The 11,564-nt window shown below is 71.8% G+C and carries 10 protein-coding genes; 6 read left to right on the top strand and 4 right to left on the bottom strand.

Going from position 1 to position 11,564, the window contains the following annotated elements; translation table 11 throughout:
• A partial coding sequence (locus tag L2I40_RS10835) for a glycosyltransferase family 87 protein (protein WP_237214939.1) occupies positions 1-976 on the bottom strand: 976 nt, incomplete at its 3' end.
• A gap of 14 nt (positions 977-990) precedes the next feature.
• Complete coding sequence (locus tag L2I40_RS10830; RefSeq protein WP_237214938.1) at positions 991-2,703, bottom strand: AMP-dependent synthetase/ligase; 1,713 nt, start codon at positions 2,701-2,703, stop codon at positions 991-993.
• A 109-nt stretch (positions 2,704-2,812) separates the two neighbouring features.
• Between L2I40_RS10830 and L2I40_RS10825 the strand changes: the two genes are divergently transcribed.
• From L2I40_RS10825 to L2I40_RS10815, 3 genes are read left to right on the top strand one after another with little or no spacing between them, the layout of a single operon-like run.
• Positions 2,813-4,648 carry a M3 family oligoendopeptidase gene (locus L2I40_RS10825; RefSeq protein ID WP_372491045.1) on the top strand — a complete coding sequence of 612 codons (1,836 nt, stop codon included), beginning with the start codon at positions 2,813-2,815 and terminating at the stop codon, positions 4,646-4,648.
• A 44-nt stretch (positions 4,649-4,692) separates the two neighbouring features.
• Positions 4,693-6,015: an ABC1 kinase family protein gene (locus L2I40_RS10820; RefSeq protein WP_372491043.1), complete on the top strand. Its 1,323-nt coding sequence runs from the start codon at positions 4,693-4,695 to the stop codon at positions 6,013-6,015.
• A 35-nt stretch (positions 6,016-6,050) separates the two neighbouring features.
• The gene (locus tag L2I40_RS10815; protein ID WP_237214929.1) at positions 6,051-6,992 is read left to right on the top strand and encodes a heme-dependent oxidative N-demethylase family protein; all 942 of its coding nucleotides are present in this window, start codon (positions 6,051-6,053) and stop codon (positions 6,990-6,992) included.
• Here L2I40_RS10815 and L2I40_RS10810 read toward each other — a convergent pair.
• Positions 6,967-7,737 (bottom strand): DUF3891 family protein, encoded by a 771-nt coding sequence (locus L2I40_RS10810; protein WP_237214927.1) that lies wholly within the window; start codon positions 7,735-7,737, stop codon positions 6,967-6,969. The two genes, L2I40_RS10815 and L2I40_RS10810, sit on opposite strands and share 26 nt — an antisense overlap.
• A gap of 125 nt (positions 7,738-7,862) precedes the next feature.
• Here L2I40_RS10810 and L2I40_RS10805 point away from each other — a divergent pair, with 125 nt between their 5' ends.
• From L2I40_RS10805 to L2I40_RS10795, 3 genes are read left to right on the top strand one after another with little or no spacing between them, the layout of a single operon-like run.
• A complete protein-coding gene (locus L2I40_RS10805; RefSeq protein ID WP_237214925.1) occupies positions 7,863-8,993 on the top strand; it encodes a Re/Si-specific NAD(P)(+) transhydrogenase subunit alpha in 1,131 nt (376 codons plus the stop codon).
• Between the two features lie 13 nt (positions 8,994-9,006).
• Entirely contained in the window at positions 9,007-9,402 is a 396-nt protein-coding gene (locus L2I40_RS10800) for an NAD(P) transhydrogenase subunit alpha (RefSeq protein ID WP_237214923.1), read from the top strand.
• A 4-nt stretch (positions 9,403-9,406) separates the two neighbouring features.
• Positions 9,407-10,813: an NAD(P)(+) transhydrogenase (Re/Si-specific) subunit beta gene (locus tag L2I40_RS10795; RefSeq protein ID WP_237214921.1), complete on the top strand. Its 1,407-nt coding sequence runs from the start codon at positions 9,407-9,409 to the stop codon at positions 10,811-10,813.
• Between the two features lie 304 nt (positions 10,814-11,117).
• Here the strand turns inward: L2I40_RS10795 and L2I40_RS10790 are convergent.
• A partial coding sequence (locus L2I40_RS10790) for a tryptophan-rich sensory protein (RefSeq protein WP_237214919.1) occupies positions 11,118-11,564 on the bottom strand: 447 nt, incomplete at its 5' end.

The following is an 11,564-nucleotide window of genomic DNA, read 5'->3' as shown; positions in this document are numbered from 1 at the left end:
ACATCAGCGGCGTCGCCGCCGCAGCCACCGCCAGCGTCGCGACGCCCGAGGCGGACCGGCGCAGCGCCGCCCCGACCAGCGCCGCCGCCGCCAGCGCCGTCAGTCCCTGCACCACCCAGGCCACCGTCAGCCCCGCGCCGAGCAGCCGCGCCGCGGCGAAGACGCTGACCATCTTCCCCGGCTCGACCAGCCCCGCCTCCAGCGTCTCGCGTGCCAGCGCGGAGACCGCGAGGAAGGCGCGCCACCCCGCCTCGCCGAAGACCAGCCAGGACAGGCCGAGGAACGTCAGGCTGGCCAGCGCCGCGGCGAGGACGGCCGCCCAGCGCCTCGTCACGAGAAGCGCGAGCGGGATCGCCACCGCGAGATGCGGCTTGATCACCAGCGCACCGATGCAGAGCCCCGCAACCCAGGCACGCCGGTCGAGCGCCAGCGCCGCGGCGGCGAACAGCGCCGCGGTCAGGAAGCCGTTCTGCCCATGCGTCACGTTCACCCAGGCGGCCGGGAAGGCGAGCATCGCGAGCACCGCCCAGCGCTGCGGCAGCAGCGCGCGCAGCGCGCCGAGCCAGGCCGCGAGCGTCGCCAGCAGCCACGCCGCGAGCGACCAGCCATAGGGCAGCAGCGCCAGCGGCAGGCAGGCCAGCAGGAAGGGCGGCGGGTAGAAGAACGCGAAATAGGGCACGTCGGCGCCGAACAGCGCGCGCTGCGCCGCGTGATGCGCGGCCGGGTCCCAGGCCAGCAGGGGCGCGCCGTCGAGCGCGAGCCGCGACGCCGTCCAGAAGCTGCTGAAGTCGGTGCCGACCGGATTGCCGGCGAGGTCGAGCAGCCCCTCGCCGAACAGCACCGAGGCGGCGACCGCCGCCTGCGCCGCCAGCAGCATCCAGGCATAGGCGCGCAGCCGTGTCGCATTCAGCCAGGGCGCGTCGCGCAGCGGAGAGAGACGTCCGCCGGGCGCGGCGGAACGGTCGGGGTCAGGCATGGTCCTCGGCCCGCTCAGCCCTTGCTGTGCAGCGCCTCGACCTGGTCCTTGTGCGCGTCCAGCACCACGCGGCGCTTGATCTTCATCGTCGGCGTCAGCTGCCCGTTCTCCACGGTGAAGGGCGCGACCGCCGCGGTGCGGCGGATGCGCTCGATCGTCGCGAGCTTCTGGTTCACCCGCGCGACCGCCGCGCCCACCTTCTCCGCCATCCCCTCGGCCGGGACGACCAGCGCAACGATGCCGGGCTGGCCCTCGCCGGCGACCACCGCCTGCGCGATCTCGGGCTCCGCCATCAGCAGCGATTCCAGCTTGGCCGGGCTCACCATGTCGCCGCCCAGCGTCTTGATGAAGTCGCGCTTGCGGTCGGTGATGCGGATGCGCCCGCCGGTCATCTCCGCGATGTCGCCCGTGTGCAGCCAGCCATCCTGCAGTGCGCTCGCCGTCGCCTCCGGCTGGTTCCAGTAGCCGTCCATCACCAGGTCGCCGCGCACGCAGAGCTCGCCATCCTCGGCGATCCGCACCTCGACGCCGGGCAGCGGCGGCCCGACCGTGGTGCGGTCGTTGTCCCAGGGCAGGTTCACGCTGACCACCGGCCCTGCCTCGGTCTGCCCGTAGCCCTGGATCACCGGCAGGCCGAGTGCGAGGAAGAAACCCGACAGGTCCGGATCGAGCCGCGCGCCGCCCGACACCAGGCACAGCAGCCGCCCGCCGAAGCGGGCCCGCACCTTGTCTCGCACCAGCCGGTCGAGGATCGCGTCCTGCACGCGCTCCAGCAGCCCGAGCGGCGGCCCGTCCAGCTTCCTGAGGCCGAGGGCGACCGCGCGGTGGAACAGCTTCGCCTTGAAGCCCCCCTCCTTCTCGACGCCCGCCAGGATGCGCGCGCGCAGCACCTCGAAGAGCCGCGGCACGGCGGTGACGACGGCCGGCCTGATCTCCTGGAACTCGGCGGCGATCCGGTCGGCGCCGCGCGAATAGACCACCTCGACGCCGAGCGAGGGCAGCAGGAAGCCGCCCACCGTGTGCTCGTAGCTGTGCGACAGCGGCAGGAAGGAGAGGTAGCACTCGCCCTCGAACTTCAGCCGGTCGGCCAGCTGCGCGACGCCGGCGCGGTTCGACAGCATCGCCCGGTGCGGCAGCATGACGCCCTTCGGCGCCCCGCCGGTGCCGGAGGTGTAGATCAGGCAGGCGAGCCGGCCGGGCGGGATCTGCTCGGCCTCGGCGCGCAGCATCTGCACGTCGCCCGGCGTCGCTTCCAGCGCGGACCAGGCGACGACGCGCGGGCCCGACGCCTCGAAGGGCTCCATCGCGACCAGCAGGTCGAGGCCCCCGGCCTCCGCCGCGCCCTCCAGCACCCGCCGCGCGAGCCCCGCCTGCGACACGATCGCCGCCCGCGCGCCCGAATCGCGCAGGATATGCGCGTGGTCGGCGGCGAGGTTCGTCGTGTAGGTCGGCACCGTCACCGCGCCGATTGCCATCAGCGCGGTGTCGGCGATCACGAATTCGGGCCGGTTCTCGCTGACCAGCAGCACCCGGTCGCCCGGGCCGATGCCCTCGGCGCGCAGCCCGGCCGCGACGGCCGCCACCCGATGCGCGAACTCGCCCCAGGTCACGCGCCGCCAGGCCTTGTCGTGCCAGTGGCGCAGCATCGGCCTGTCCTGCCGCTGCGCCGCCAGCTCCAGCATCATCTGCGGCAGGCTGTTCCAGCCGACCCGCTTGCCAGGCTCCATGCCCCCAACGCTCCCCCGGCCTTCGCGTGTCCCGCCCACGGCTTGGCCAAGGCCGGGAGCGGTCTATATCCAGTGGCGAAGCCCTCCGGACACAAGAGCACCCGTGACGATTCGCGAAGATTCCCGCCTGCCCCATGCCCGCGCCGCGCTGCGCGACACGGCACGCCCCGGCGGGACGGCGGCGGACTCCCTGCCGTCCTGGGACCTCTCCGACCTCTACGCCGGCCCGGACGATCCGAAGCTCGCCGCCGAGTTCGATGCGGCGGAGGCGGAGGCCAAGGCCTTCGAGGCCGCGCACTCCGGCAAGGTCGCGGCGCTGTCGGGCGACGCGCTCGCCGCCGCCATCGCCACCTATGAGGCGATCGAGGAACGGCTCGGCCGCGCGATGTCCTATGCCCAGCTGGTCTTCAGCGCCGATGCGCAGGATGCGGCGAATGGCCGCTTCTACCAGACGGCGCAGGAGAGGGTGACGGCGATCTCCTCCCACCTCCTGTTCCTCACCCTCGAGATCAACCGGATGGAGGAGGACGCGCTCGACCGGAAGCTCGCCGCCTCCGCCGCGCTCCGCCGCTGGCAGCCCTGGCTGCGCGATCTCCGCGTCTTCCGCCCGCACCAGCTCTCCGACGAGGTCGAGAAGCTGCTGCACGAGAAGGAGGTCACCGGCCGCGCCGCCTGGAACCGCCTGTTCGACGAGACGATCGCCGGCATGCGCGTGAGCGTGGCGGGCGAGGAGCTGACCGTCTCCTCCGCGCTCAACAAGCTCTCCGACCGCGACCGCGAGGTCCGCGCCGCGGCGGCCAAGGGCGTGTCGGAGGCCTTCGGTGAGCGCGTGCGCCTGTTCAGCCTGATCACCAACGTGCTCGCCAAGGACAAGGAGATCATCGACGGTTGGCGCCGCTATCCCCGCCCGACCAGCGCGCGCAACCGCGCCAACATGGTCGAGGACGAGGTGGTGGACGCGCTGGTGACGGCGGTGCGGCAGAGCTATCCGCGCCTGTCCCACCGCTACTACGCGATGAAGGCGAAGTGGCTGGGCCTGGAGAAGCTGAAGCACTGGGACCGCAACGCGCCGCTGCCCGACCAGGACGACCGCAGCATCCCCTGGCCGGATGCGACGCAGCGCGTGCTGGACAGCTACGCCGCCTTCAGCCCGGAGCTCGCCGCGGTCGGAAGGCGCTTCTTCGACAAGCCCTGGGTGGATGCTGCGCTCCGGCCGGGCAAGGCCTCGGGCGCCTTCGCGCATCCGACCGTGCCCTCCGCGCATCCCTATCTGCTGGTGAACTACCACGGCAAGACGCGCGACGTGATGACGCTCGCGCATGAGCTCGGACATGGCGTGCACCAGATCCTCGCCGGCGAGCAGGGCTACCTGCTGTCCTCCACCCCGCTGACCCTGGCCGAGACGGCGAGCGTGTTCGGCGAGATGCTGACCTTCCGCGCGCTGCTGGATGCCGAGACCGACCCGAGGCGCCGCCGCGGCCTGCTGGCGTCGAAGGTCGAGGACATGCTGAACACGGTGGTGCGGCAGATCGCCTTCTACCGCTTCGAGACGCTGCTGCACGAGGAGCGCAAGCAGGGCGAGATCGCGCATGAGCGCATCGCCGAGCTCTGGATGCAGGTGCAGGTCGAAAGCCTCGGCCCGGCCTTCGACTTCACGCCGGACTACGGCGTCTACTGGGCCTACATCCCGCACTTCATCCACACGCCCTTCTACGTCTACGCCTACGCCTTCGGGGATTGCCTCGTGAATGCGCTCTACGGCGTGTTCCGCGAAGGCCATCCGGGCTTCCAGCAGAAATATCTCGACATGCTGCGGGCGGGCGGGACGAAGCGGCACAAGGAGCTGCTCGCGCCCTTCGGGCTCGACGCCTCGGACCCGGCCTTCTGGCACAAGGGGCTCGACGTGATCTCGGGCTTCATCGACGAGCTGGAGCGCGCTTCGTGAGCGACAGCCGCAAGGAGTCGACACTCTTCGGCGAGGTGCGGCGCATGGTCCGCACCTCCGGCGCCGTCACCGGCGTCGCGGCGCGGGTGGCGGGCGAGCGCTTCCTCGGCATCAAGTCCGACAAGAACGCGCATGCCGAGAGCCTGAAGCAGGTGCTCGGCGGGCTGAAGGGGCCGCTCATGAAGGTCGCGCAGTTCCTGGCGACCGTGCCGGAAGCGCTGCCCGAGGAATACGCGCAGGAACTAGCTACACTTCAGTCCAACGCGCCGCCGATGGGCTGGGCCTTCGTGCGCCGCCGCATGCAGTCAGAGCTCGGCCCGACCTGGCAGTCGCGCTTCAAGACCTTCGGGCAGGAGGCCGCCGCCGCTGCCAGCCTCGGCCAGGTGCACCGCGCGACGCTGCATGACGGCCGCGACGTCGCCTGCAAGCTGCAATACCCCGACATGCCGTCCGTGGTGGAAGCCGATCTCCGCCAGCTGAAGCTCGCCATGTCGCTCTACCGCCGCATGGACAACACCCTCGACAACGAGGAGGCCTACACCGAGCTCGCGACGCGGCTGCGCGAGGAGCTCGACTACACGCGCGAAGCCTCGCATGCGCGGCTCTACCGCATCATGCTCGACGGCATCCCGGGCGTGGCGGTGCCGGAGCCGGTGGCCGAGCTCACCACCAAACGCCTGCTGACCATGACTTGGCTCGAGGGCCGCCCGATCCTCCGCCGGCTCGAGGAGGACCCGCCGCCCGAGGAGCGCGTCGCCTATGCCAAGGCGCTGTTCCGCGCCTGGTACGTGCCCTTCTACCGCTACGGCGTGATCCACGGCGACCCGCATCTCGGCAACTACCAGGTGCGCACCGATGCCGACCCGGATGTGCGCTGGGGCGTCAACCTCTTCGACTTCGGCGTGATCCGCGTCTTCCCGGCGAGCTTCGTCACCGGCGTGATCATGCTCTACGAGGCGGTGCGCGACCACGACATCGACAAGGCCGCCGAGGCCTACCGCATCTGGGGCTTCAAGAACCTCAGCAAGGACACGATGGAGGTCCTGAACCTCTGGGCGCGCTTCCTCTACGAGCCGCTGGTCGAGGACAAGGTCCGCACCATCACGCCGCTCGACGACCCGATGTATGGCCGCAGGATCGCGATGGAGGTGCATGCCGGCCTCAAGCGCACCGGCGGCGTGAAGATCCCGCGCGAGTTCCCGCTGATGGACCGCGCCGCGATCGGCCTCGGCAGCGTGTTCTATCGCCTGCGTGCCGAGGCGAACTGGCACCGCATGTTCATGGAGCTGGTGCACGACTTCGAGGAGGCGAAGATCGCCGAGCGCCAGCAGGCCGCGCTGATCGCCGCCGGCGTGCCGCAGGGCTGATCCGGGCAGGGCAGGGGGTGACCGCGCCCACGCCCATGGCCGCGCCGCCCCTGGCCGCGGAGGCACTGCACCTTCCGGTCGAGGAGGGGCCCTGGCGCATGGCCATGGCGCTCACCGCCTGCACGTTGGCCGAGTGGATCGAGATCGACGACCGCTACCCGGCCGAGTTGGCGGAACGCCGCCACCTTCTCGACACCCGCCACGCCGAGGTCTTCGCCGCCCTGCCGGGCTCCGAGGAGGCGCGGGCCGAGACGCTCGCCATCCTCGCCGCGCATCTCGCGCAGCACCATCCCGGCTGGTTCCGCCGCGACGGCGACACCCTCCACAACGGGCTGACCGGCGAGACCTGGGACCTCGCCGCGCCGCTGCACGACCCGCTGGAGGTCGCGGGGCGGCTCGTGCAGGAGGATCTCTGCCTGATCCGCCCCGAGGCGGACGGCCCGATCCTCGAAGCCGCCGTGCTGTGCGCGCCGAGCCGCTGGCGCCTGTCCGAGAAGATCGGCCGCCCGATGCTCGCGGTGCACGGCCCGGTGCCCTTCTATGCCGATCGCCTGGGCGCGGCGGTGGACCGCTTCATGCGCCACCTCCACTCCGGTCGCGTCGCGCTGCGGATGAACTGGTCCGTCGTGGACGACCCCGCGCTGTTCCAGCCGACCGGCCGCGGCCGCACCGCCCCGGACGCCGGCATCACCCCGGAGAACGCCGGCGCGAAGGTCTTCTTCCGCACCGAGCGCCAGACCTTTCGGCTGCTGCCGGACAGCGGCCGCGTCGTCTTCGGCATCCGCGTGCACAGCTACCCGATGTCGCGCCTGGCCGCGCAACCCGGCGCCGCCGCGCGCCTCGCCGCCGCGATCCGCGCCCTGCCGCCCGAGATGGCCGCCTACAAGAGCCTGTCCGTCTTCCGCGACGCGCTGCTGGACTATCTCGACGAAGCGTCGGCGGTCTGCGGCCTCACCGCCGGACCAGCCGCGCCCTGACCTGCTCCACAGGGGCATCCGCCAGCCCTGCGCGCATCTCGGCCTCGCTCTTGAAGCGCACCCCCGGCCCGAAGCGACGCGCCGTCCAGCTCAGCGCGACCTCGGGCACCGCGAAGGGCCAGGGATCCACCGTCATCATGGCCTCGCCCTCCTCCAGCCTCAGCGGCACCTCACCGCCGCCGGCCAGCGGCGCCATCCCCGACCAGCCCAGGGTCTCGATCCCCCCGCAGGCCGCGAGGCTCAGCGCATCCGTCACCGCGACCAGCGCCGCCGCCGCCTCCAGCTCGACCTCCGTCACGCCGAGCGCCCGCATCAGCCCAGCCCGCAGCGCCACCTGCTCGCGCTGGTAGGTCTCGGCCGCGGCGGCATCCTCCGGCGTCACCCGGTGCCGGTCCTGGTAGCTGGCATAGATCCGGCTCCCGTGCCGGCTCACCAGCAGCGCCACCCAGGGCCCCCAGGAGGCCAGCGCCCGCCGCACCCCCTCGGCCCACATCGGCGCATGGTCGCGCGCGCCGACGGCGCGGAACTGCGTCGGCCGGCCCGTCGCCGGGTCGAAGGTCGGCGCCGCCTCCCACCCCATCCACGCCACGTCATGCTGCGCGCAGGCCGTCGCCACCTCCTCGAAGGGCTCTGCCTGCGCGAAGTCCGGGGCGCCCCAGGCCCGCAGCATCTGGCCCGAGACCAGCGCGTGCATCGGCTGGCTCACCGCCAGCCAGGATCCGTCGGGCAGGTCCCGGAACAGCATCGTCATGTCCCCCGAAAGACACGAAAGATGGCCGCGGCATGGACTCCGCGCCACCCCTCGCCTTGCCAGAGTGGGGGAAGGTCGTCATATCGCGCCCCTCAGCCTCAACCGGGGGATCCTTTCGTATGCGGGTGGCAGTCCTGCGCGAGCGTCGCGCGGCGGAGACACGGGTCGCCGCGACGCCGGAGACGGTGAAGAAACTCCAGGGTCTGGGCTGCACGGTCGCGGTGGAGGCCGGCGCCGGCCTCGCCTCCGGCATCCCCGATGCCGCCTACCGGGAGGCCGGCGCCGAGATCGCCGCCGATCCCGCCGCCGCGCTGGCCGGCGCCGGCATCGTGCTGGCCGTCCGCGCGCCCGAGGCCGCCGAACTCGCCCTCATCCCCCGCGGCGCCCTGCTGATCGGCACGCTGCAGGCCGATGCCGAGGCCGCGAAGGCCTATGCGGCCGCCGGCGTGGACGCCTGCGCGATGGAGATGCTGCCCCGCATCACCCGCGCCCAGTCCATGGACGTGCTCTCCTCCCAGGCGAACCTGGCCGGCTACCGCGCGGTGATCGAGGCGGCGGACGCCTTCGACCGCGGCTTCCCGATGCTGATGACGGCCGCCGGCACCATCCCCGCCGCCAATGTCTTCATCATGGGCGCGGGCGTGGCCGGCCTGCAGGCCATCGCCACCGCCCGTCGCCTCGGCGGCCGAGTCTCCGCGACGGATGTGCGCCCCGCGGCGAAGGAGGAGATCAAGTCGCTCGGCGCCAGCTTCGTCGGCTACGAGGACGAGGAGAGCAAGGCCGCGCAGACCGCCGGCGGCTACGCCAAGCAGCTCTCGGCCGAGTTCTACGCCAAGCAGGCCGAGGTCGTGGCCGCGCACATCGCCAAGCAGGACATCGTCGTCACCACCGCCCTCGTGCAGGGCCGCAAGGCGCCGACGCTGGTGACCGAGGCGATGGTGCGCTCGATGAAGCCCGGCAGCGTGATCGTGGACATCGCTTCGGATGCCGGCGGCAACGTCGCGCTGACGAAGCCGGGCGAGGCGATCACGACCGAGGGCGGCGTGAAGATCCTCGGCTACTCCAACTGGCCCGGCCGCATCGCCGGCGCCGCGTCGCAGCTCTATGCGCGCAACCTGCTCACCTTCCTGACCACCTTCTGGGACAAGGAAGGCAAGAAGCCGGCGCTCAAGGAGGACGACGAGATCGTCAAGGGCGTCGCGCTGACCCGCGGCGGCGCCGTCGTCCATCCCTCCCTCGCCTCCGCCTGAGGAGCTTCGGATCATGACTCCTTCGCAGATCGCCAACGAGGCGGCGGCGCTGTCCGACCGCGCGGCGCTGCTCGCCGCGCAGGCCGCGCAACTCGCCGAGCAGGCCGCGCCGGTCGCCGCCGCGGCCAATCCCTTCCTGATGCTGCTCGCCATCTTCCTGATGGCCTGCTTCGTCGGATACTACGTTGTGTGGGGCGTCACCCCCGCGCTGCACTCGCCGCTGATGGGCCTGACGAACGCGATCTCCTCGGTGATCGTGGTCGGCGCGATCCTCGCCACGGGCCTCTCGGACAGCATCGCCGCCAAGATCTTCGGCTTCCTCGCCGTGACGCTCGCCGCGGTGAACATCGCCGGCGGCTTCATGGTCACGCGACGCATGCTCGCGATGTTCAAGAAGAAGGGGGGCTGACGCCATGGCCGACACCCTCTCGACGCTCGCCTACCTGGTCGCGTCCGTCCTCTTCATCCTGGCGCTGCGCGGCCTGAGCCACCCCGAGACCAGCCGCCAGGGCAACCTGCTCGGCATGATCGGCATGGCGATCGCCATCCTGGCGACGCTGCTGAAGCCCGGCATGGGCGTCGGCGGCATCGTCCTGGTGATCGCCGGCCTCGCGATCGGCGGCACCATCGGCACGATCGTCGCGCAGCGCATCCAGATGACGGCGCTGCCCCAGCTCGTCGCGGCCTTCCACAGCCTGGTCGGCATGGCCGCCGTCTTCGTCGCCGCCGCCGCTTTCTACGCACCGCAGAGCTTCGGCATCGGCGTGCCCGGCAACATCAAGACGGCCTCGCTGATCGAGATGTCGCTCGGCCTCGCCATCGGCGCCATCACCTTCTCCGGCTCGGTGATCGCCTTCCTCAAGCTGGCCGGCCGCATGTCCGGCGCGCCGATCATCTTCAAGGGCCAGCACATGCTGAACGCGGCGCTCGGTGCGCTGCTGCTGGTGCTGATCATCGTCTTCTGCGCGACCGGCTCGCCGTTCCTGTTCTGGCTGATCGCGATCCTCTCCTTCGCGCTCGGCTTCCTGCTGATCATCCCGATCGGCGGCGCCGACATGCCGGTCGTCGTCTCGATGCTGAACAGCTACTCCGGCTGGGCGGCGGCGGGCATCGGCTTCACCATCGGCAACCTGCTGCTGATCGTCACCGGCGCCCTCGTCGGCGCCTCGGGCGCGATCCTGTCCTACATCATGTGCAAGGGCATGAACCGCTCGATCATCAACGTCCTCCTCGGCGGCTTCGGCTCCGATAGCGGGGCGGCGGCGGCCGGCGGCGGGGCAGGGGACCGCGCCCCGGTGAAGGCCGGCAGCCCGGAGGACGCCGCCTACATCATGAAGAACGCGCAGAAGATCATCGTTGTGCCGGGCTACGGCATGGCGGTGGCGCAGGCCCAGCAGGTGGTGCGCGAGATGGCGGACCTCCTGAAGAAGGAGGGCGCCGAGATCTCCTACGCCATCCACCCCGTCGCGGGCCGCATGCCCGGCCACATGAACGTGCTGCTGGCCGAGGCGAACGTGCCCTACGACGAGGTGCACGAGCTCGAGGAGATCAACGCCGAGTTCGCCGAGGCCGACGTCGCCTATGTCATCGGCGCGAACGACGTGACCAACCCGGCCGCCAAGACCGACAAGTCGTCGGCGATCTACGGCATGCCGATCCTCGACGTGGAGAAGGCGAAGACGGTGTTCTTCGTGAAGCGCGGCATGGCCAGCGGCTATGCCGGCGTGGAGAACGAGCTGTTCTTCCGCCCGAACACCATGATGCTCTTCGGCGACGCCAAGAAGGTGACGCAGGAGATCGTGCAGGCCCTGCAGAGGTAGCAGCGCCTGCCCCCCACTCCCTCCCCCGTTCACGGGGGGGGCGACGCCAAGGGCGTCGGACGCCAGAGTTGCGGCAGCTTCGCTGCCGCATACGACGGCTGGTCGGGGTGGGGGTTCGCGGGTCGTCGGCGCGCGCTGCCCGCGGCTGGCCCCGCAGCCAGCGCCACACGCGCAACACGCCGCGACATCGTCCCGACACGAAGCGCCGGCATCCTTCCGGCTGGCTACACCTTCGGACCCGCCCGATGACCCGCGTCACGATCCTCGCCGCCCTCTGGCTCGCCGCCCTCGCGGCCGCCAGCGCCTATGCGCTGGCCTGATCGCCCGCGCGCGCGGCATTCCCGCGCCAAAGCTTCTCGCTGAGCAGCCCCGCGAAGGCGATCCAGGCGAGATCGGGCAGCGACAGCGCCGCCGCCGTCACGTCCACGTGTCGCGCCGCCGCCGCGCCCGCCGCCGCATTCGCGACCGTGGCCAGCGACTCGATCGCCAACGCCCCGCGCCGGCGCCGCTCGAAGCCGAGCCAGAACCACGGCGAGTCCAGTCCGCCTCCCGTGAACCAATGCGCCAGCGCGCGGGCCCGGTCCGGTCCTGGTTCGGCGTTCCACAGACGCCAGGCAGCGACCGCGAGCCCGGCCGAGGCCGGCCCCCGGATGCCGAAGGCCGCCTCGGGCGGGGCGAAGCCCGGCTCCGCCGGCCGGCGGTGATGCGCGTGGTTCCGCGGCCGGAGCGGGGAGGGGGCCTGTGCCGCGGC

It is taken from the genome of Falsiroseomonas oryziterrae (assembly GCF_021864505.1).
Lineage (GTDB): Bacteria > Pseudomonadota > Alphaproteobacteria > Acetobacterales > Acetobacteraceae > Falsiroseomonas > Falsiroseomonas oryziterrae.
This window is presented reverse-complemented; position numbering and strand designations above follow the sequence as displayed.

Bases quoted from the DNA above. Each gene is read 5' to 3' on its own strand.
- L2I40_RS10830 (WP_237214938.1), bottom strand. From the start codon at position 2,703: ATGGAGCCTGGCAAGCGGGTCGGCTGGAACAGCCTGCCGCAGATGATG.
- L2I40_RS10820 (WP_372491043.1), top strand. From the start codon at position 4,693: ATGGTCCGCACCTCCGGCGCCGTCACCGGCGTCGCGGCGCGGGTGGCG.
- L2I40_RS10815 (WP_237214929.1), top strand. From the start codon at position 6,051: ATGGCCGCGCCGCCCCTGGCCGCGGAGGCACTGCACCTTCCGGTCGAG.
- L2I40_RS10810 (WP_237214927.1), bottom strand. From the start codon at position 7,737: ATGCTGTTCCGGGACCTGCCCGACGGATCCTGGCTGGCGGTGAGCCAG.
- L2I40_RS10805 (WP_237214925.1), top strand. From the start codon at position 7,863: ATGCGGGTGGCAGTCCTGCGCGAGCGTCGCGCGGCGGAGACACGGGTC.
- L2I40_RS10800 (WP_237214923.1), top strand. From the start codon at position 9,007: ATGACTCCTTCGCAGATCGCCAACGAGGCGGCGGCGCTGTCCGACCGC.
- L2I40_RS10795 (WP_237214921.1), top strand. From the start codon at position 9,407: ATGGCCGACACCCTCTCGACGCTCGCCTACCTGGTCGCGTCCGTCCTC.